Origin of the sequence: Marinobacter sp. (assembly GCF_034669625.1) — a bacterium.
Taxonomy (GTDB): Bacteria; Pseudomonadota; Gammaproteobacteria; order Pseudomonadales; family Oleiphilaceae; genus Marinobacter.
Map to the genome: position 1 here is coordinate 167,212 of NZ_JAXMOY010000001.1, position 20,996 is coordinate 188,207.

Consider the following 20,996-nt stretch of genomic DNA (forward strand, 5'->3'; position numbering starts at 1 on the left):
AGCGTTCACGCTGCTGCTTCACAATAGGGTTTGCCGAAAGCGATGGCGCTTCGGTAGTCGGTAATGTCTTGGGCGCTGCGAATCAGATCGGTGTACCAAGCGCCGTTCGCGGTGTCGCCGAGCAACATGGCGCCGACCAAGCGGTCCTGTTCGATAAACAGGCGGCCATAGCGGTGCTTGGGGCCATCGCGCCATTGAATGGTTTGGGTGTCCGGGCCCGGTTCTACGCGGCCACAGGAGTAAATGGGAATGCCGCTGATCTTCAGGCGTGTGGGTATTTCAACCGGTTTAAAGCCTTGGCCATCCTCATGCCGGCAGAGGTGCTCGGCGAGTACTTGTGCCTGATGAAAGCCCGGTTCAACCAGACCGAACGTCTCGTTGCCGAATTGACTGCACTCCCCAAGTGCGTAGATGGAGGAATCGGATGTGCGCATCTGGCGATCAACGCAGATGCCTCGGTCACAGCGCAAGCCGGCTGCGGCAGCCAGTTTCGTGTTCGGAGCAATGCCCGTGGCGATCACCACCAGATCGGTGGCGAGCACGGTATCGTCTTGCAGTTGAACCGCCCGCACCTGTTTTTTTCCGAGCAGTGCTTTCGGCGCGTAACCGGTCAAAATGTTGAGGCCGCGACGCTCTAACAGTGTCTTCAGCATACCGCCGGAGGTGGGGTCCAGTTGCCTGTTCAAAATGCGATTGCTTCGGTGCAGCACGGTCACCGCCATGCCTCTTGCGCGCAGGCCTTCGGCCGCTTCGAGTCCCAGGAAACCACCGCCGATCACGACGGCGCGTTGGTAGTTGCCGGCTTTTTCGATCATCGCTCGGGTGTCCGCCAAGCTGCGAAACATCAGTGCACCGTCTAGACCTTCGCCCGGTATGCCAAGGGTGGACGGACTCGAACCGGTTGCCAGTATCAGCTTGCTATAAGGCTGATACTGGCCATGCGCAGTCTCGACCTGGCGTTGTTCAACATCAATACGAGTGACCGGTGTGTGGTTGTGCACTTGGATCCGGTGCTGTGAGAACCAATCATCGGGCTTGAGAACAAGGTCCGTCTCAGTGATTTCATTGGCCAGCAGGGAGGACAGCTGGATGCGGTTGTAGGCCGAAACCGGCTCTCCGTTAAAAACCACAATCTTGCTGAAGGGATGACCATTAGCGACAAGTTGCTCGATCAAGCGCTGAGCCACCATGCCGTGGCCGCAGATCACCAAGGGAGCGTTTTCGGTTGCGGTCATAATGAGCCCCTTTCCGGATTCCAAAAAAAAACGCCGGCATCCCGCTTTCCTGAGAAAGCACGATGAACCGGCGCCAATGCCAACAACAATGATCAAGTGTTCAGCCAACCGTGGCCGAAGTTTCGTCCTTGATTTACCTAATGCGATCTCCGTGCCAGTTTTTAAAGTCTATATATTTCATAGACTTGCAGATATTGGTTCGAGATTCTGTTGTAAGAGCTGCCCTTTGGTAGGGCGTGATGCCCGAAGATGGGGCCACTGAGGCTGGTCTGTTAATTGCTCAGTTTTATGTTCAGCGATGTGAATAAGCGTTGGTGGACAGAGGCAGCGTTGCCCGAAACCTGTCAGCTGGTGCAACAACAGGAGCAATAACGTGAGCAAGACATCCGGTTCGGCCCGATCACAGACTGCCACCGCGGCTGATTTCCTGATCGCTTCGCGGCAATGCGAAGTTCGAAGTCTGGAGTACTTTTTGTTGATGGGACGATTGGTGCAGAGCGTCGGGCACCTGATCCATGGCTTGCAGCGTGAGCGAGGTGTTACCAGTCTATATCTGGGGTCGGACGGTCAGCAGTGCGCGGGTGAGCGAGCGGGCATCATCCAGCAGACGGACAAGCACGCAGCCGTCTTCGATCAGGCTTTGAGCGATATCCAGCAAGAGTTGATCGGCCATCCGGTCAGCAGTCCGTTGCTCAGCCATATTGCCAGTGCACTGCACGGCTTGGGGCAGCTTGCAGGCGTTCGCCAGCGAATCGAGCAGCAGGCGATCGAGGCGGATGAGGTTGTCGATTGGTTTGGTGAGACCATTCATCAACTGATTACAGTGGTTTGCGAGGCGGCAGAGACCGTCGTGGAACCGTCGATTGCGGGCCTCCTCGTTGCCATGGTTCATGTGATGACCGGGAAAGAGTATTGCGGACAGGAGCGGGCGGCTGGCTCGAACGGTTTTGCCAGAGGGCACTTCGATCGTGCACTGTCACGGCGCATGGTGCACCTTTTTGAGGCGCAGGATCGTTGTTTTGAGGTGTTCGTTGCCCACGCTCCTGAGGGCAGTCTTGCGCTTTGGCAGCAACTTCGCGAGCACCCGCGCGAGCTTGAGATAGAACGGCTGCGCCAGATCGGTGTGTCGGTCGGTCCTTACAAACCCCTGGATCCGAAGTTGGCGGAACGTTGGTTTATGTTGATGACGGAACGCATGGACGATCTGAAAAAGATTGAGGATTCGGTCGAAAGTGCCTTTCACCATCGTTGTGTGGAGCGTTATGCCGAGGCCCGGAGTTCATTGGCTGATCAGGCAACGCTGTTGGCTTCCCTTGAGGAAGGAGTGCAGGGGAGCCGGTCGATCCTGGATTTGATCCAGGAACAGAACCAACGTTTGCAGCAGATGTCTGAGGAGCTGCAAAGTGCGAAAGAAGCGCTGGAGGACCGGCGGGTGCAGGAAAAGGCGGTTCTGCTTTTGATGGAGCATCGCAAGATTGATGACGATGAGGCTCACCGGGTGTTGCGCAAGCTGGCAATGGATCAGGGTAAGCGCTTGCCGGAGGTGGCGCGTGCGCTCATCTCCATGGCGAACGTGTTGACTTGAGTGCGAACCCCCGGGCCCTGCTGGTGCAAAACCCGGGATTGGATCATGCCCTGGCCTTGGCCGGGGAGGTGTCAGCAAACGCCTTTTGCGGGCTGCTTCGGCGGGTGTTGATGGTTTCAAGCTTCCGCTGTTTTTCGTACAGGAATGAAAGTACTTCCTGACGGTAATGAACGTACTGGGGGTTGTCCGCCAGAGCGACCCGGTCGCGAGGCCGGGGCAAGTCGATCCGCAAATCCTCACCGACGGTCGCTGACGGCCCATTGGTCATCATAATGATGCGGTCAGACAGCAGCACGGCTTCGTCGACGTCGTGGGTGATCATGATCACGGTATTGTTCAATTCCTGCTGGATGTCCATCAACGAGTCCTGAAGGTGGGCCCGGGTCAGTGCGTCCAGTGCCCCGAATGGCTCATCCATCAACAGCACGCTTGGCTTCATGGCCAGAGCCCGGGCTATCCCCACTCGCTGAGCCATGCCGCCGGAAATTTCACCGGGCCGCTTGCTGGCGGCGTGGGCCATATTGACCAGTTCCAGATTGTGCATAATCCACTCTTTACGCTCCTGCCGGCCCATCGTCTTTTTGAACACCTGCCGTACCGCCAGTTCGACATTCTCATAGACCGTTAGCCAAGGCATCAGTGCGTGGTTCTGAAATACCACAGCGCGCTCCGGGCCGGGAGAGTTCACTTCATGCCCGTCCAGCACGCAGCCGCCTTTGGAGGCTTGCAAGAGCCCGGCCACGATATTGAGCACAGTGGATTTGCCACAACCGGAGTGGCCAATCAGTGAAACAAATTCGCCCTTTTGTATTTTCAGGTTCACGTTATCCAGCGCAATGAATGGCCCTTTCGCCGTATCAAACGCCATTTCAACGCCCGTCAATTCAAGATGTAACTTAGCCATGGAATTCACCTTATTCGCTTGCGGAGTGCCGAGACCGGCCTCTTCCGGAGTCAGATTCACAGAGTCGTATTCAGCGTCCTTCGTTCCAGGCCACCTTTCGTTGAATCAATTGCATCACTCGATCCAGAATAAACCCGATAAACCCGATGGCGAGCACCGCCACCATAATGCGGCTGAGTGATTGGCTACTGCCATTCTGGAATTCATCCCAGACAAATTTGCCCAGTCCCGGGCTTTGCGCCAGCATTTCAGCGGCGATCAGTACCATCCAGGCAATCCCGAGAGACACCCGCAGCCCGGTGAAAATCATCGGTATCGATGACGGCAGGACCACTTTGCGAACATGGCTCCAGAACGACAGGTTGAGTACCCGAGACACGTTCAGCAGGTCCGGGTTAACCGCTGTTACGCCAACGCTGGTGTTGATCAGTGTGGGCCATAAACTGCACAGGGTGACGGTGATCATCGAGGTCAGGAAGGATTTCTCGAACATCGGGTCGTCGCTGACATAGGTGGCGGAAACCACCATGGTAACCAGTGGTAGCCAGGCCAGAGGCGACACGGGTTTGAAGATCTGAATCAGTGGGTTCACCGCCGCCTGAAAGTGCCGGTTTAGCCCGAACACGATACCCAGTGGAACGGCGACCAGTGCTGCGACCAGAAAGCCGGAGAGCACAGTCACCAAGCTGGTGCCAATTTGATCAATGAAGGTCGGCGCGCCAGGGTAGTCGCGGATGCGAACTTCGGCGTCCGGATTATCCGCCAGAATGCGCGCGTTGCGTTCTTCTTGCATGGTGGTGAATCGGTCGGCTTTGGCGCGCTGTTCGGAGTGTTCCTGCCACAGCTGGCCGGTTTGTTCCCAGACCTGTGCCGGCCCGGGGAAAGCGCCCAGCGAGGTGTCGACCTGAGGCGCAGCGAGATGCCAGAAACCCACGAACACCAAAATGCCGATGAAGGGGAGTATCAATTGGCGGCCTGATGACGCCAGATTCGCTGGCGAAAAGTTTTCAAACAGCTGCCTGAGGCTGAAGCTCATGGATTGACCGAGTTTTCCGGTTAACGAATTCATCTGCATTCCCCCTTAAGGCGTCTGGTCAGCTTTCAGGCCGATCTCGAAACGATCGATGTAAGCGTTGGGTGTTTCCGGAGTGAACGGGACACCGTCGATTAACGTGCCCTGGTGCGGACGCTTGAAGTTTTCTCCGGAAAAATCCGGGAAGTCGCTGGCGGCCAACAGACCGTCTTCGACAAGTGATTGGGCTGCCTGAGCGTAAATGTCACCCCGGTATACTTTTGCGGCGGTGTCCATGTACCAGCTATCGGACTTGGGTTCAGGAATCTGGCCCCAGCGACGCATCTGCGACAGATACCAAATGGCATCGGATGGATACGGGTAAGTCGCGTGGTAGCGGAAGAAGACGTTGAAATCGGGCACCTCTCGGACATCCCCTTTCTCGTACTCAAAGGTTCCCGTCATGGAGTTGGCAATGACCTCCCGGTCGGCACCCACATAGCTCGACTGTGAAAGAATGCTGACCGCTTCGGCCCGGTTGGCGTTATTGTCCTGGTCCAGCCAGTGCGCAGCGCGAATCAGGGCGCGCAGCAGTCGCAGATGGGTATTCGGGTACTTTTCCGCCCACTCGGCCGTGACCCCAAAGACTTTCTCCGGGTTGTTGGGCCAGATTTCGAAATCGGTGATCACCGGTACGCCGATGCCTTTGAATACCGCTTGCTGATTCCAGGGTTCTCCGACGCAATAGCCTTGAATGGTGCCGGCTTCCATCGTCGCGGGCATCTGTGGCGGGGGCGTCACGGACAGGTGTACGTCGGCTTCCAGCGTGCCGCTGGTGTCGCCTCGCTGAGGCGCGTAATAGCCGGGGTTCAGCCCACCTGCTGCGAGCCAGTACCGTAGCTCATAATTATGAGTTGAGACCGGGAAAACCATGCCCATTTTGAAGCGCTCGCCTCGGTCCCGGTACTCATCGATGATGGGCTTGAGGGTTGCCGCACTGATCGGATGTGCTGGTTTGCCACCGTCGTCGGCAAGCTGCGGTTTAATGGTTTCCCAGACGGCATCGGAGACGGTGATGCCGTTGCCGTTCAGGTCCATGCTGAAGGCCGTGATGATATTGGCCTGCGTGCCATACCCGATGGATGCACCGAGAGGCTGACCAGCAAGCATGTGGGCACCGTCCAACTCGGAGGTGATGACCCGATCCAGCAAGACCTTCCAATTGGCTTGGGCTTCCAGTTCAACAAACAGGCCTTCATCAAGGAAGTACCCTTGTTCCCAGGCGATCGCCAGAGGCGCCATGTCGGTAAGCTTGATGAAGCCCAGCTTGAGGTCCGGCTTTTCTGCCGGTCCAATCTCGCCATGTGCCAATGAAGCCAATCCCAACAGCAGTGCCGTTATACCGGACCTTAGGTGTTTCGGGGTTCTTGCCATGATGTCGCTCGCTCTGAATATTCAGCACCCCTTTATAACGCAAAAGCGCCTGCCCTCCGTTTCCGGAAAGCAGGCGCCTTTGCCTGAATAGAGTGCTGATTTGTTTTAGTGATTCACAGAGTTTTCAGCACAAGCTGTGCCAGCTCCGGAAAACCCTTGAGATAACGGCGCTCAGATGGGTTGGTGGTGCTTAAGTAGATGACGCTCCGTCACCTCGGCTTGTCGTGTTCTGGTGCAAGAATGAGTGCTTTGCACCAACGTGAATCGTTTTTCAGAGGCGCAACCTTGCGTTGGTGCGGTGTATAAGGGCTGGCCCTTAAATTGCTTCAGACAGGGCAAGTCGAATAGGCAAAAAGCCAACAAAGAGGACACACTGTGAGCCGTCACCAGAATACGTCGATACCCACTGCGACCACTTGCCCGTATTGCGGTGTAGGCTGCGGCGTCTTGGCCCGAGTGGACGGTGTTGAGGGCGATAGCCGTCACCCGGCGAATCAGGGCCGTTTGTGTGTGAAAGGTTCGGCGCTGCACGAAACGTTGGCCACCGATAGCGAACGGTCCTTTGGCCCCAGAGTAGACGGCAAGGAGGTTGATTGGGAGCATGCTATCGCTCATGTCGCCTCAGCCATCAACGATGCCGTGAGGAACCATGGGCCTGGGTCGGTGGCCTTTTACTTGTCCGGTCAGCTTCTGACAGAAGACTACTATGCAGCCAATAAGCTGGCGAAGGGCTTCATCGGCACGCCCCACGTGGATACCAACTCCAGGCTGTGTATGTCGTCTGCAGTGGCGGCCCATAAACGGGCTTTCGGCGAAGATTGCGTGCCGGGTTGTTATGAAGACCTGGAGTTGGCGGATCTGTTGGTGTTGGCCGGCAGTAACGCGGCTTGGGCGCATCCGGTGCTGTATCAGCGCATGAAGGCGGCGCATCGGGCTGGCCGCAAGGTGGTGGTCATCGACCCCCGGCAAACCGCAACGAGTGAACTGGCGGATTTGCATCTGAAACTCCGGCCTGGCACCGATACCCTGCTCTTCAACGGACTCCTGGTATGGCTGGATGAACAGCAGGCGCTGGATGTGGAATACCTGAGGCAGCACTGCAGCGGGCTGGAGAGCACTCTTAAAGCGGCAAGATTGTCAGCGCCTGACACCGCGGCGGTTGCCCAAGGGTGCGATCTGGCGGTGAAGGATGTGGAAACCTTTTATCAGTGGTTTGCGGAAACGGAGCGAACCGTCACAGCATTCTCGCAGGGCATCAACCAGTCAATTGCCGGCACGGACAAAGGTAATGCCATCATCAATTGCCATCTGGCGACCGGCCGCATCGGAAAGCCCGGTGCCAGCCCGTTCTCATTGACCGGGCAACCAAACGCCATGGGAGGGCGTGAAGTGGGGGGGCTGGCGAACACGCTGGCCGCCCACATGGACTATGACACGCCGGGCGCTCGACAGCGCATGGCGGGCTATTGGCAGACGGATCAGCTGGCGGATGGGCCGGGACTCAAAGCGGTAGATCTGTTTGAAGCGGTGCACCGGGGCGATATCAAAGTACTGTGGGTTATGGGCACCAATCCGGCTGTCAGTCTGCCCGAGAGCGCGCGGGTTCGGGAGGCCTTGGCGCGTTGCGACGTTGTGATCGTTTCAGACTGTGTGAGTGAAACGGATACCATAAGCTTCGCTGATATTCTTTTGCCAGCGGCTGGCTGGGGTGAGAAAGATGGCACCGTGACCAACTCAGAGCGGCGAATATCACGGCAACGCCGGTTTCTTCCGCTCTCGACCGGTGTGAAGCCGGATTGGCAGATTATCAGCGAGGTCGGGCAGGCACTGGGCCACCGACAAGCGTTTGCTTACCGTAAACCCGCAGACATCTTCCGGGAACATGCAACCTTGTCGGGGGTTGGCAACACCGGTGACCGGATGTTTAACATCGCCGCGCTGGCACACCTTACTGACGATGACTACGAACAGATGCAGCCGATCCAGTGGCCCGTTAGCACCAATGGGGCTGGCGATTTTCAGCCGACGGCTCGTTTATTCGGTGATGGTCGTTTTCCCACGCCAGATGGCCGTGCCCGGCTGGTGCCGGTTCAGGCGCGGCCGGCTGGCCAGCAACCGGGGGCGCGTTACCCGCTGGTAGTGAACTCCGGTCGCATCCGGGATCAATGGCACACCATGACGCGCACCGGACTGGCGTCGAAGCTGTTTGCCCACCGGGATGAGCCGTTCATTGAGGTCCATCCGGATGATGTGGCCCGTTTCAGGCTGTCAGAGGGAGGGCTGGCCACTCTGACCGGGCCGTCAGGCCAGTTCGTCGGCCGGGTTCGGAGTACTGCCGGCCAAAGGCCGGGGGAAGTGTTTGTTCCAATCCATTGGAACAGCCAGTTTGCATCGTCGGCTTTGGCGTCTGAACTAATGGCTGCAACGGTCGACCCGGTATCCGGTCAGCCTGAGAGTAAATATGGCATCGCGGCCATCAAACCGCTGACAGCCCAGTGGCAGGCCCGGCTGATACAGCCGTGTGGCCAGACAGACCTGCCTACGCCGATGGTGGCGGCCTTTGATTATTGGAGCCGCCAGGTGCTGCCCAATAGCACCGGCTGGTGGTTGGCGGGTAGGCACCGGGCGGACTGGAGCGAGTTGGGCTGGCAGTGTTTCGGGCGTGAGCCGGAGCTCGTCATGGAGGACGAATCGAAAGGTACGTTCCGCGCGGTCTGGTTAAAAGAAAACCGGTTGGAGGCCGTGCTTCTGGTGGAGTCCGAAGCCAGCTCCATGCCCGGAGTGGAATGGCTGGATCAATGTTTCGCCGACACTGGCCTTGAGCTTGAACACCGGTGGTCTCTGCTCGCGGCAGGAAGTGCGGACATAGAGCCTGCCGGCGCGCTGGTGTGCAGTTGTTTCCAGGTCGGCGAAAACGCTATTTTGCGCGCCATTGGTGAGGGTTGTAACAGTGTGGAAGCGCTGGGAACCACACTGAAATGTGGTAGCAACTGTGGCTCCTGCCTGCCGGAAGTGCAGGCCCTGCTCAATTCGGCCCTTGAACACGATACCGAGGGCACCGACCTGTCAGTCTAGAGGCTTTAACAGGTCGCAAGGCACCCGATACAGCAGATTCCGGGGCTGGTGAGAGATCTCGACGGTACAGGTTTTTCGGTTAACCCGGATGATTTTGCCTTGTTGCTGCTTGGGGCCAGTTCCGAAACGCACATGCTCGCCCACCTGCCACCGACGGCTTTGCAGACGCGGGCTCCGCATCTCAAAGACGTCGCGAGATAGCACGAGTTCTGCTTTGTTCGCCTGTTCCTTCAGAAACTGCCGTGTCGCATCGGCGGCACCGCTGGCGTGTAGCTGGTCCAGCACCTCATAAAAGTGCCGGTTGTGAACCGAACCGTAGCGCCGCTGCCCGGCGCTGTATTGCAGCAGATGGGCAAATTCATGGCAGCAGGTATGCGCCAGCAGGTTTAATTCACTGACCTCCCCATCAAAATAGCCCCGCTCACGAATTTCCCGGGTAGACAGCCAGCCTTGGGCCGTTTCCGGCTGGCGCTTGGCGGCAATCATGCGCACGCCGTAATTAATCAGGTGTTGTTTGGTGCGTGGGTCGTAGCGGTGATAGGTGGCTTGTCCGGAACCGACCCGCAATACCAAGCCTGCCCGGCTATTACGCTCGCGCACCCAATCCCGCGCCGGCTGCCAGAGAATGTTCCGGGTGGCGTGGCACATGAGAGTGCCAATTGTCTTGCTTGTGTGTGTGGAGTTGGACATGAGATCCCCGAGCGTCAGGGAGCATGTTAGTCAGGAAGGCTTGTGGGCTCAATCAAAAACGGCCAGCACAAAGGCCAGCCGTTTTGGTGAAACCCGACGCGAGGGATCAGGCCTCGATCGGCGAGCGCCAGTCGTCAGCACCGGAAGTACCGGCAACAGCGTGCTCCCAGGTCACCTTGCGGTCGGACAGAGACACGGTCACCAGCTGAGTGAAGTCAGCGTTGGCGGTGTCCTGGCATTGGGGCATGTTGCAGTCTATGTCGATGATGGTGGCATCTTCCAGAATGGTGGAGAAGAAATGCTCCTGTTTCCCTTCTACGGAAGTGCGGTACCACTTGAGCTCTACTTTCGGCAACATTTCACCGGAAGCCAGAGCGTTGTACATCAGCGGGGTGGAGTTGTTCAGAGCGGAGGTGAATTTGAATGGTTTGTGCACGCGCTGAGCAAGTCGTTGCTTGGCCGCCGAGCGAGCTATTGCTGGTCAGGCAAAAAATTGCCTGGCTGCACTGGCGGGTCAGCGTAGTTTGAAACGAACCGGCAGCGCGTAAGTGAAGCTATTGCCACGCATTTCGGTCGGGACTTCGGGCAAGGGGGCAGCCTCAGACAGCATTTGCAACGCCGCGTCATCCAGCAGGGTGTAGCCGGAGCTGTCGCGCAACGAGTGTTTGAGGATCGAACCGTCTCGGCTGAATTCGAACACCACCACGGGGGTGCCCTGCTGGCCGAGGCGGCGGGCTCTTCGGGGATAATCGTAGTAGCGGGCCAAATGTCGGCTGAGTTTGTTCAGATAACTCTGTATGTCAGAAGCGCTGCCGGCAGTTTGTAGGGGGACCGCAGCCTGCTCCTCTTGTGCTTGCCCCTCTTCGCGAGAAGGAGCAGCGACCTCTGTGGCCTGGGATTCAGCTATTTCCGGCTGGGTTGGTTCAACCGGGGTTGGCGCAGGCGCCGGTTCGGGCTCCACAATGGGCTCTGGCTCTGGCTCTGGCTCTGGCTCTGGCTCTGGCTCTGGCTCTGGCTCTGGCTCAGGAGTTGGTTTGGGTTTGGGTTTGGGTTTTGGTTCAGGTTGGGTGACCGACTGGGGTGCAGGAGCCGTTTCCGGCTCAGCAGCGGGTGCCGGAGTGTGGCGGCCAGCCAGGTTGATTTTAATGGCCGGCGCAGAGTTAACCGCGCTGTCGCCGAGTGTTGTCAATTCTAACGGCTTACTGGGCGCGGCCAGCACTATAACGGCCGCGGTGGTGCAGACCGCGATCACCAAAAATAGAATCTTGATGCCTTTTGGCGACGGGTTCATGCCCCCGGCTCCGTCAGCAGTAACACATCGGTATAGCCGCCGTCTTCCAGCAGTCGCAACAATTGCTCCAGATCGGCCATGGTGAGGGATTGTTCAGCTGCGATTTTCAGGGGATTGCTGCTATCCGGTTCTGGCAGCTGCGACAATAACGACGCTTCGGTGAGCGTGGCGCCCCGGACTTTCCACTGGCCGTCGGCGTTTACGATGAGGTCTGCTTCCGGTGCTTGCTCCTGTTTCGACTGAGTGCTGCTGGGTAATTTCGGAAGGGGCTGCTCGGTTAGCTGGCCTGCCACGATGAAAAACATCAGTAGCAGAAATACCAGATTGATCAACGGCAACAGCGCATCTTCAACCCGATCCAATAAGCCTTTACCGGAAGTGGACGGTGGTGGCACCAGCGCGGTCATGGAGATTCACGCTTCCAGTGGGGTGTGATGCCGGCGTTGTCCAGGGCACTCAGGGTGCGAGTGAAATCGGCCAAGGCTGAATCCGGGGTGGTGCTGAGATTGGCTTCGCGGACGTCTGCGGCCTGTAATGCCGGCAGTAACTCGGCCAGTGAGTACTGACGTTCCTGCCAGCGCACGGTGCCCCCGGCTGATATCTGAAGTTCCGGGAAGGGTTCGCCCGTAACGTTGCTGGGATCTTTGGTGCTGTTGCTGAGTTCAAGGTGATCGAGCGGCATTAGCCGGGTGGTCAGCATGAAAAACACCAGCAGAATAAACACCACATCAATCAGTGGCGTAATCCGGATCGGCATAGGCCGGCTTGGCCGAGGTTCAACCAGCTGCATGGGCGAGGCGCGGGTTACTGTCGAAATGGGTGGGCGAGTAGGCCTGATTTTCTAACGGTACGTCGGCTTTTTTCGGCTCTGGCTGAACCGGTTGGGATGCCGTAGTGAGATCGGCGGCGGGTATGACATTAAAAACACTCACCAGCGCACTGTTGATGGTCTTGTGGATTCGGCGCAGGCGAAATTCAATCCATGCCGCAAGCGCTGCAAAGGGGATCGCAACCACCAGCCCGGCCGCAGTAGTGGCCAAAGCTTCGTAGATGCCGCCGCTGAGCTGGCTGGCGTTGGCGCGGCCTTCGGTGGCGGCCATGGCACTGAAGGCTTCCATCATCCCCATCACGGTGCCCAGCAGTCCGAGCAACGGCGCGAGAGCGGCAATCACTTCAATGATTTTCAGGGGCGCTTCAAACGGTTCCAGTGAATTTTGCGCATCCCGCACGGCGGTTTCGCGCACGGCGGCAATGTGTGCGTCGCTCTGGCAAGCTGACATGGTATTCACCAGCAGATGCATCAGCGGATTGGTTCGCCCGAGCAGTCCGGCATTCGATCGAGTGGCTTCGACTGGGGTGTCTGCCGGAGATTGCTGCCATTGTGCGACGAGTCGCTGTAGTGGTTTGGTAAACCGGGGCGTGTAGAAAGCGCCGAACAGCATGAGGTAAAAGAAAGTGGCCGCGCCGACAAATGCAATGGCGATCAAGACGACCATGACTGGCCCGCCCATGCTGATTAACTCGGCGAGAGGGCCGTTCTCGATAAGGGCGGCGATAGTGCCGTGGGATGAAAACATACTCGATGCCCGATCAATTGAGGATTGATCGAAATGTTAATGATTATCACTTAAATTGCAAGTTACGATCGTGCTGGGTTGCGCCGACTGCGAATGGCCCCTTGGTTATCCTGTCGCGGCTTGCCACAAAAGCCGCAGTGCCAGCAGCGTAAGAACCACATTGAATGCGGTGCTGAACCAGCGGTTGCTCATTGTCTTCAGGATATGGAGCCCGATCCAGGTGCCAGCGAAGCCACAAGCAATCATCGCCAGAATAAACATCAGCCAGTCGGAAAAGACAAAGCCGGTAAATCCGAAAATGAGGGCCTTCGGTGCGTGTTGCAGGGTCATGGCCGTGGCGAAGGTCGACACGGTTTTGAAGCGGTCCTCATGGATCTGCTTTACAAACGCTGCCACCAAGGGGCCGGTGGCGCCGACAAACAGACTGATAAAGCTGGTAATGCCGGAGGCAATGAAAATACCGACAGGCCCGAACGAGGTTTTCGGCAGTTTCGGGCCCCAGCACAGGTATAGCACGAACAGGGCAATGGAGAGTTGCCAAAGCTGGGCAGGCATATCGATCAGTAGCCAGGCACCCAGCGCGGCGCCAACAAGCACGCCGGGTGCAAATGCGACAACCAAGCGCCAGTCGATGTGGCGCCAGGTCAGTACGGCACGGCCGGAGTTGGAACCGAGTTGAATCATGCCGTGAACGGGAATAATGGCAGCGGCGGGCATCCATGACGCCATCAACACCAACAGCAATACGCCGCCTCCGGCGCCCAGCATCGCGGTGAGCATTGAGGTCACGATAGAGGCCGCCAGCAGAAACAGGGCGACCGCAGGGCTGAGGGCTTCGGGGAGAAGTGTAAGGTCCATGGCACTCACTTGGGTAATGTCGTAAGCTCCTGAGTTTCCGGTTTATACGACAAATGTCTATAGGTCTTTGGGTAGATAACAACAACAGGGTGACCGATGAAACAGTCTGAATATCTGAGGTATGACGCCACGGCGTTGGCGGATTTGATTCGCCGGGGTGAAGTGACCTCGCAGGAAGTGGTGGAAGCGGCGATTGAGCGGGCTAATAAAGTAGACGGCGAGCTGAATGCGATCTGCCAGCCACAGTTCAGTGAGGCGATGACTCAATCCTTCCCTGCTGATACTCCGTTTGCCGGTGTTCCCATGTTGTTGAAAGACCTGGCTCAGGAACAGGCTGGTCACCCATGTACTTACGGTAGTCGGGCTTATCGCAACCACGTACCCACCCGGGATTCTGAGTTTGTGCTTCGTGCCCGCAAGGGCGGGCTGCTGTTCCTTGGCCGTACTGCAACGCCTGAATTTGGTCTGAAAGCGGTGACGGAATCGGAGCTCTGGGGCCCGACCCGGAACCCGTGGGAGCGTAGCCGAACGCCCGGAGGATCTAGTGGCGGCTCAGGGGCGGCGGTCGCAGCTGGAATCGTGCCCATGGCTGGTGCCAATGATGGTGGTGGTTCGATCCGTATACCCGCAGCGTACAACGGGCTGTTCGGCCTGAAACCCTCGCGTGGCCGTATTTCGCCGGGGCCAGGTGTGGGTGAAGCCTGGACGGGAGCGTCTGCGGATCATGTGGTGACCCGCACGGTCCGAGACAGTGCTGCCATGCTGGATGTTCTGGCGGGGGCGGCGAGTGGCGATCCGTTCCGGATTCCAGCGCCGGAAACATCGTGGCTGGAGGCCATGCAGCACGCGCCGGGTAAACTCAAAGTTGGCGTGTTTACGTCGTCCCCATACGACACCGATGTCGCTCCGGAGTGTGTGGCGGCTGTCGAGGAAACGGCCCGAATGCTCGAAAGCATGGGCCATGAGGTGGAATACGCGCGCCCGGAGTTTGACGGTCTGGCGCTGGCACGCTGTTACCTGTCGTTGTATTTCGGTGAGGTGTCGGTCATGGCTCAACGCGCCAAGGAGCAATATGGTGCGACTGAAAAAGACTTGGAACTGGATACTCGTCTGTTGGCGATGCTGGGTAAGACCATGCCCTTACCTGAGTATGTCGCGCGTCGACAGCAATGGAATGATTTTGCTCGCGCGCTTGGCGCCTATTTTGACCGTTTTGATGTGTATTTGTGCCCCACGGCCGGGCAGCTGCCCGCCAAGATCGGTGAGCTCGATACCCCGGGTCACCTGAAGGTGGCGGCGAAACTGATGCTGGCATTGAAGGCGGGTAAGTTGGTTCATCGTAGTGGCCAGGTAGACCAGATTGCGATGGAAAGTCTGGCTCGCACGCCGTTCACCCAATTGGCCAACCTCACTGGCACACCTGCAATGTCGGTACCGATGCACTGGACCCAAAGCGGGCTGCCCGTGGGTGTGCAGTTTGGTGCGGCTCATGGTAGTGAAGCTCGTTTGCTGCAGCTGGCGGCTCAGCTAGAGGAAGCCAATCCGTGGTTTGAAAATTACGAGCGGTTAAACGGCGCTTTCTGAATTGGAGTGTTGTATTCGGGCGCAGGGTTGAGATCTGCGCCCAAGCCCCCACGTTTATCTTTTCTACAGTGAACACGCTATGCTGTAAGTCAGGGATCAGGTTCCCTGACCACTCTGATGGCATCGAGGAGGCAAGCATCTTATGAACCAATCGATGGCAATCGACGATCTGGTATCCGTAGCACAGGCGGAAGCCATGGGGGAGTTAGATGCCCCAATGATGGCGATCGTTTTGTCCAGTGATCAAAGCTATGACCTACCCATCCAATCTCTGGAAACCGATGCCGACAAGGCCCGTTGGGGCTTGATTCTGCGCGCCGCTCGCGAACACGTGGAGGCAGATGCGGTGGCCGTTCTCTACCCGGCCTGGACTACGGTCCGGCATAAACCCACCAATGAGCAGGCTCCGGAAACGGTAGCAGCAGAAGAGGAAACCCCGGACGATGACGCTGGCCCGATCGACACTTTGTTTGTCCAGCTGCATACCCGGGACAGAATTTATTGGCGCGGCTTTGAGCAGATCCGGGACCCGAGGCACCAACGCATCATAGGCTTCCGGCGTATCAACGCGTTGTCATCCGATTACGATCGGGACAGTGCGCCGAACATTGCGGCTTGGTTGAACACTTTGTTCGAACCGCTGCCCGATGAAGGAGCCGAAACCGACATTGACCGAGAGCTGGCAGACTTGCTGGAAGAGCCGGAAGTCAGTGCCGCCCTTTATCCCAGGCAGTTGCGCTCACTGCATTGACCGGACGGTAAACAACCGCCCTCATTCTCCCGCCTGGGTAGCGGCCCGTGAGCTGTAAGGGCAACTACCCACAAGAGGTCCTTGGACAGTGGTTCGGGTTTGGCCGTCGATTAAGTTATAATCGGCGGCTTTCACTCTGCCCCACGACGCTTTGACGAAAGCGCTTATCCAAGGCACTGACCATGATTGTATTTGACCAGGTAAAGAAGTCGTACCAAGTCGGCGGACGGGACATACCGGCGTTGCACCCTACCAGTATGACCATCGAAACCGGTGAGGTTTTCGGCATTGTTGGCCATTCCGGTGCCGGCAAGTCCACGCTTATTCGGTTGATTAACAAGCTCGAGCCGGCCTCCGGTGGACGCATTCTGATTGAAGGCGAAGATATCACCGGCTATACCGCCGCCGAACTTCGCGCTTTTCGTCGCAAAGTCGGGATGATTTTTCAGCACTTTAATTTGCTGTCTTCGAAGACCGTTGCTGACAATATTGCCTTTCCCATGAAGCTGGCGGGCCTGTACAGCAAGACTGAAATTCGGCAGCGGGTTGAAGAGCTGCTGGCGCGGGTCAGCTTGAGTGACCATGCCAACAAATATCCGTCCCAGTTGTCCGGTGGGCAAAAACAGCGGGTGGGCATTGCGCGCGCATTAGCGTGCCGGCCGACGATATTGCTGTGCGACGAAGCCACCAGCGCATTGGACCCGCAAACCACTCAGTCGGTGTTGAAGTTGCTGGCCGACATCAACAAAGAATTGGGGCTGACCATCGTGCTGATTACCCACGAAATGGATGTGGTGCGCCGAGTCTGTGACCGGGTAGCGGTGATGGACGCAGGCCGCGTGGTGGAAATGGGACCAGTCAGCGACGTGTTCCTGCATCCTCAGCACCCCACCACCCGAGATTTTGTGCTTGAAAGCGAGAGCATTGACGGCGACGAGCTGCAGGAAAATCTGCAGAAGGCCGAAGGCCGGATTCTGCGCCTGACCTTCAAGGGCGAGTCCACCTACAAACCGTTGCTGGGCAGCGTTGCGCGCCAATCCGGTGTTGATTTCAGCATCTTGTCCGGTCGTATTGATCATATTAAAGACACGCCCTACGGACAGCTCACCCTTTCTCTGGTCGGTGGCGATGTCGATGTTGCGTTAAAAGCCCTCGAAGCCGCTGATGTCCATGTGGAGGTGGTACGCTGATGGAAGCTCTAATGGAAAGCCTGATGGGCAACGTTGACTGGGCCGAGATCGGCATAGCCAGCTGGGACACTCTGGTGATGGTGGGTATGTCGCTGCTGTTCAGTGTGGTAATTGGCCTGCCCATTGGTGTGCTGCTGTTTCTGTTCGGAAAGCGCCAGTTGCTCGAGCAGCCGCTGGCCTATGCGGTCCTGTCCTTTGTGGTGAACGTATTACGTTCGGTGCCGTTTATTATTCTGTTGATCGTGATGATTCCGTTTACCGTGATGCTGATCGGCACCTCTTTGGGTGTGGCCGGCGCTATCCCGCCGTTGGTCGCGGGCGGTGCTCCGTTCTTTGCCCGATTGGTCGAAACGTCGCTTAGAGAAGTCGATCGTGGCATCATCGAAGCCACTCAGGCGATGGGTGCAAACATCCGCCAGATTGTTTTTGGCGCCTTGTTGCCGGAAGCACTTCCGGGCATCATCGCAGGTATTACCGTTACGGCGATTACATTGGTTTCCTATGCCGCCATGTCTGGTGTTATTGGCGGTGGTGGCTTGGGTGATTTGGCTATTCGCTTTGGTTACCAGCGCTTCCAAACGGACGTGATGGTCATAACCGTTGCCTTGCTGGTGATCTTTGTACAGCTGCTGCAGATGGCGGGTGATCGTCTGGTACTGTATTTCAGCCGTAAGTAACTCTGAATTATTTGTCTTTTTGAGCAGGAGTATTTGTTGATGAATCTGAAGAAAACACTGGTGGCTCTGGCCGCCGCAGCAACTTTCTCTTCCGCTGTTACGGCAGAAACTCTGTCTGTAGCCGCGACTCCGGTGCCTCACGCTGAGCTACTGGAATTTGTTAAGCCGACTCTGGCCGAGCAAGGTGTCGAGCTGGATGTGAAAGTGTTCACCGACTACGTTCAGCCGAACATCCAGGTTGATCAGAAGCGGATGGACGCGAACTTCTTCCAGCACCAGCCGTACCTGGACGAATTTAATAATGGCCGTGGTACCAACCTGGTCACCGTGACTGGCGTACACGTTGAGCCGTTTGGCGCCTACTCAACCAAGATTGAGTCTCTGGACGATCTGGAAGAAGGTGCGGTTGTCGCGATTCCGAACGACCCAACTAACGGTGGCCGTGCGCTGCTGCTGCTTCAGAAAGCGGGTCTGATCACCCTGAAGGATGAAAGCAAGATTACCGCGACCCCGCGTGATATTGCCGACAACCCGAAAGATCTGGATTTCAAAGAACTGGAAGCCGCCACTTTGCCGCGCATCCTGAATCAGGTGGACGTTGCCCTGATCAACACGAACTATGCTCTGGAAGCGGGTCTGAATCCGTCTGAAGATGCCATGGTGATTGAAGGTGCCGAGTCGCCTTACGTGAATATTCTGGTTGCCCGTCCGGACAACAAAGACAGCGAAGCCATGCAGAAATTGGCGGCAGCCTTGAAATCCGATGCCGTTAAAGACTTCATCATGAAAAAGTATGAGGGCGCGGTTGTTCCGGCATTCTGATAACAGGTGATTGCTAACTCAATGAAATAAAAAAGGGCAGGTTTTACCTGCCCTTTTTGCGTTTATAGCCCGCAGTGATTAGTCACCGCCCCAGTTGGTTTTCGGATCTGGGGTCATCCGCAGGTATGACTTAACGGCTTTGTAGCCTTTCGGGAAGCGCTCCTTGATTTCGTCTTCATCTTGAAGCGATGGCACGATCACGACATCACCGCCCCGCTCCCAGTTGCCGGGTGTGGCTACCTTGTGGTCGTCGGTCAACTGCAGTGAGTCAATGACTCGCAGAACTTCATTGAAGTTCCGGCCGGTTGATGCAGGGTAAGTGATGATCAGCCGAACTTTTTTGTTCGGGTCGATCACGAACAGAGATCGCACCGTCAGACTGCTGTCTGCGTTCGGGTGAATCATGTCGTACAGCTCGGAAACCTTGCGGTCCTGGTCTGCAATAATCGGGAAGTTGACCTTGCAGCCCTGGGTTTCGTTGATGTCGTTGATCCAGTCGTGATGAGAGTCGACCGGGTCAACACTCAGTGCAATGGCTTTCACGTTGCGTTCGTCGAACTTATCTTTCAGCTTTGCCGTCAGACCCAGTTCGGTGGTGCACACGGGTGTAAAATCGGCAGGGTGCGAAAACAAAACGCCCCAGCTATCTCCTAACCATTCGTGGAAGTGGATGGTGCCTTCACTGGATTCCTGTTTGAAATCCGGTGCGGTATCTCCAAGTCGTAAGCTCATGCTTAGTCTCCTTTCACGCATTGTTGGTGATCTTTGATTTCGGGCTCGCGATGCCAGCCCGACTGGTCACACCAGTCTATACAAGTAAACATGGAGCCGCAGAGAGTAAATACAAGGGGGCTTGATCTACCGCATCTGCAGCGCCCACTTCCTTGTGGGCGAATCAGGGCTTTGAATCAGTTAACGCCCGGACTCATTTGTTTAGCAAAGTAGTCTTTGGTCAGGCGGAAGACCACCGGACTCAGTAGCAGCAAAGCGATCAGGTTGGGTAAGGCCATCATGGCGTTCAAGGTGTCCGCCAGCAGCCAGATGAAGCCCAGATTAACGGTAGCGCCGACAGGAATCGCAATGATCCAGACGATCCGGTAAGGCACGATGGCTTTCACGCCAAACAGGAACTCGATGCTGCGCTCACCATAGAACGACCAGCCCAGAATGGTGGTGAAGGCAAAGATCGCCAGTGCAATAGCGACCAGATAATTGCCGAGTCCAGGCAGGCCGGTTTCGAAGGCCAGAGAGGTCAAGGCGGCGCCGGTTTCGCCGGACGTCCAAACCCCGGAGGTGATAATGACCAAACCGGTAATGCTGCACACAATGATGGTATCGATAAAGGTACCGAGCATCGCAACCATGCCTTGCCTGACCGGGTCTTTGGTTTGTGCTGCCGCGTGGGCAATCGGGGCGGAACCCAGACCTGCTTCGTTGGAGAAAATACCACGCGCGACACCAAAGCGAATCGCCGCCCATACCGCCGCGCCGGCGAAGCCGCCTTCGGCTGCTGCTGGGCTGAAGGCATAGCTAAAGATCAGGCTGAAAGCCGCGGGGATTTCATGGGCGTTAATCGCCAGAACCACCAGGCCGATCAGGACATAAGAAACCGCCATGAACGGCACCAACGCACTGGCGACCTGGCCGATACGCTTGATACCACCAATCAGAACCATTCCCACCAGCACCATCAGAACCAGGCCGGTGGCCCAGTGCGGAATGCTGAAGTTGGCTTCGAGAACATCCGCGACCGAGTTGGCTTGCACGGTGTTGCCGATACCGAAAGCCGCGACTGACGCAAAAATCGCAAACAGCACGCCCAGCCAGGCCCATTTCTTTCCCAAGCCGTTGCGGATGTAGTACATCGGGCCACCAACGTGGGCGCCGCGTTCATCCACTTCGCGAAACCGAACCGCAAGCACCGCTTCGGAATATTTCGTCGCCATGCCAACCAGTGCCGTCAGCCACATCCAGAACAGCGCACCGGGGCCACCTAAAAATACGGCCGTGGCCACGCCGGCGATATTGCCGGTGCCTACGGTTGCGGACAGTGCTGTCATAAGCGCCTGAAACGGCGGAATATCACCTTCGTCGTCACCGCCGCGGGCCCGGCCGTTCCACATCAGGCGGAAGCCAGAGCCGAGTTTGAGGATAGGCATCAGTTTGAGGCCGAGGCTCAAGAACAGGCCGACACCCAAAATCATAACCAACATGGGCGGCCCCCAAACCAACCCGTTGATTTCACTTACAAAGTTTGAAATTGCTTCCATGAGGACTCCCGATGTTTGTAATGAATTGTGCGTCGGTTTCG

Annotated in this window: 19 protein-coding genes and 1 pseudogene; 7 read left to right on the plus strand and 13 right to left on the minus strand. The window is 57.1% G+C overall.

Annotated elements, in window-relative coordinates:
- Positions 1-5 precede the first annotated feature (5 nt).
- Positions 6-1,235, minus strand: coding sequence for an NAD(P)/FAD-dependent oxidoreductase (locus tag VOI14_RS00730; RefSeq protein WP_323750102.1), 1,230 nt, complete (start codon positions 1,233-1,235; stop codon positions 6-8).
- Positions 1,236-1,608: 373 nt separating this feature from the next.
- Between VOI14_RS00730 and VOI14_RS00735 the strand changes: the two genes are divergently transcribed.
- Positions 1,609-2,820: a nitrate- and nitrite sensing domain-containing protein gene (locus VOI14_RS00735; RefSeq protein ID WP_323750103.1), complete on the plus strand. Its 1,212-nt coding sequence runs from the start codon at positions 1,609-1,611 to the stop codon at positions 2,818-2,820.
- 43 nt (positions 2,821-2,863) lie between these two features.
- Here the strand turns inward: VOI14_RS00735 and VOI14_RS00740 are convergent, their stop codons facing one another.
- The 3 genes from VOI14_RS00740 to VOI14_RS00750 form a co-directional block, all read right to left on the minus strand.
- Positions 2,864-3,724, minus strand: coding sequence for an ABC transporter ATP-binding protein (locus VOI14_RS00740; RefSeq protein ID WP_133006841.1), 861 nt, complete (start codon positions 3,722-3,724; stop codon positions 2,864-2,866).
- Between the two features lie 70 nt (positions 3,725-3,794).
- Positions 3,795-4,793, minus strand: coding sequence for an ABC transporter permease (locus VOI14_RS00745; RefSeq protein ID WP_323750104.1), 999 nt, complete (start codon positions 4,791-4,793; stop codon positions 3,795-3,797).
- A gap of 12 nt (positions 4,794-4,805) precedes the next feature.
- Positions 4,806-6,170, minus strand: a complete 1,365-nt coding sequence (locus VOI14_RS00750; RefSeq protein ID WP_323750105.1) for a CmpA/NrtA family ABC transporter substrate-binding protein — start codon at positions 6,168-6,170, stop codon at positions 4,806-4,808.
- Between the two features lie 375 nt (positions 6,171-6,545).
- On the opposite strand from VOI14_RS00750, the gene VOI14_RS00755 reads away from it, so the two are divergent.
- Positions 6,546-9,245, plus strand: coding sequence for a molybdopterin-dependent oxidoreductase (locus tag VOI14_RS00755; protein WP_323750106.1), 2,700 nt, complete (start codon positions 6,546-6,548; stop codon positions 9,243-9,245).
- Here the strand turns inward: VOI14_RS00755 and VOI14_RS00760 are convergent.
- From VOI14_RS00760 to VOI14_RS00790, 7 genes and pseudogenes are all read right to left on the minus strand, one after another.
- Complete coding sequence (locus tag VOI14_RS00760; protein ID WP_323750107.1) at positions 9,237-9,935, minus strand: hypothetical protein; 699 nt, start codon at positions 9,933-9,935, stop codon at positions 9,237-9,239. The two genes, VOI14_RS00755 and VOI14_RS00760, sit on opposite strands and share 9 nt — an antisense overlap.
- Positions 9,936-10,041: 106 nt before the next feature.
- Positions 10,042-10,389: pseudogene (gene tssD / locus VOI14_RS00765) on the minus strand (type VI secretion system tube protein TssD); the annotation flags it as partial.
- Between the two features lie 60 nt (positions 10,390-10,449).
- Entirely contained in the window at positions 10,450-11,226 is a 777-nt protein-coding gene (locus VOI14_RS00770) for a TonB family protein (RefSeq protein WP_323750108.1), read from the minus strand.
- On the minus strand, positions 11,223-11,633 hold the full coding sequence (locus VOI14_RS00775) for an ExbD/TolR family protein (RefSeq protein WP_323750109.1): 411 nt from the start codon (positions 11,631-11,633) through the stop codon (positions 11,223-11,225). Before VOI14_RS00775 ends, VOI14_RS00770 begins: the two co-directional genes overlap by 4 nt.
- Positions 11,630-12,016 (minus strand): biopolymer transporter ExbD, encoded by a 387-nt coding sequence (locus VOI14_RS00780; RefSeq protein WP_323750110.1) that lies wholly within the window; start codon positions 12,014-12,016, stop codon positions 11,630-11,632. The genes VOI14_RS00775 and VOI14_RS00780 overlap by 4 nt, the downstream gene beginning before the upstream one ends.
- Complete coding sequence (locus VOI14_RS00785) at positions 12,003-12,803, minus strand: MotA/TolQ/ExbB proton channel family protein (protein ID WP_323750111.1); 801 nt, start codon at positions 12,801-12,803, stop codon at positions 12,003-12,005. The genes VOI14_RS00780 and VOI14_RS00785 overlap by 14 nt, the downstream gene beginning before the upstream one ends.
- Positions 12,804-12,908: 105 nt before the next feature.
- Positions 12,909-13,661 carry a sulfite exporter TauE/SafE family protein gene (locus VOI14_RS00790; RefSeq protein WP_323750112.1) on the minus strand — a complete coding sequence of 251 codons (753 nt, stop codon included), beginning with the start codon at positions 13,659-13,661 and terminating at the stop codon, positions 12,909-12,911.
- Positions 13,662-13,757: 96 nt separating this feature from the next.
- On the opposite strand from VOI14_RS00790, the gene VOI14_RS00795 reads away from it, so the two are divergent.
- From VOI14_RS00795 to VOI14_RS00815, 5 genes are all read left to right on the plus strand, one after another.
- Positions 13,758-15,245 carry an amidase gene (locus VOI14_RS00795; RefSeq protein WP_323750113.1) on the plus strand — a complete coding sequence of 496 codons (1,488 nt, stop codon included), beginning with the start codon at positions 13,758-13,760 and terminating at the stop codon, positions 15,243-15,245.
- Between the two features lie 142 nt (positions 15,246-15,387).
- Complete coding sequence (locus tag VOI14_RS00800; protein WP_323750114.1) at positions 15,388-15,996, plus strand: hypothetical protein; 609 nt, start codon at positions 15,388-15,390, stop codon at positions 15,994-15,996.
- Positions 15,997-16,178: 182 nt separating this feature from the next.
- Complete coding sequence (locus VOI14_RS00805) at positions 16,179-17,186, plus strand: methionine ABC transporter ATP-binding protein (protein ID WP_323750115.1); 1,008 nt, start codon at positions 16,179-16,181, stop codon at positions 17,184-17,186.
- Positions 17,186-17,863 (plus strand): methionine ABC transporter permease, encoded by a 678-nt coding sequence (locus VOI14_RS00810; protein WP_323750116.1) that lies wholly within the window; start codon positions 17,186-17,188, stop codon positions 17,861-17,863. The genes VOI14_RS00805 and VOI14_RS00810 overlap by 1 nt, the downstream gene beginning before the upstream one ends.
- A gap of 39 nt (positions 17,864-17,902) precedes the next feature.
- Positions 17,903-18,685, plus strand: coding sequence for a MetQ/NlpA family ABC transporter substrate-binding protein (locus tag VOI14_RS00815; protein WP_323750117.1), 783 nt, complete (start codon positions 17,903-17,905; stop codon positions 18,683-18,685).
- A gap of 78 nt (positions 18,686-18,763) precedes the next feature.
- On the opposite strand, the gene VOI14_RS00820 is transcribed toward VOI14_RS00815, so the two are convergent.
- Positions 18,764-19,417, minus strand: coding sequence for a peroxiredoxin (locus VOI14_RS00820; RefSeq protein ID WP_323750118.1), 654 nt, complete (start codon positions 19,415-19,417; stop codon positions 18,764-18,766).
- 176 nt (positions 19,418-19,593) lie between these two features.
- Entirely contained in the window at positions 19,594-20,955 is a 1,362-nt protein-coding gene (locus tag VOI14_RS00825; protein ID WP_323750119.1) for a sodium:alanine symporter family protein, read from the minus strand.
- Positions 20,956-20,996: the final 41 nt, after the last annotated feature.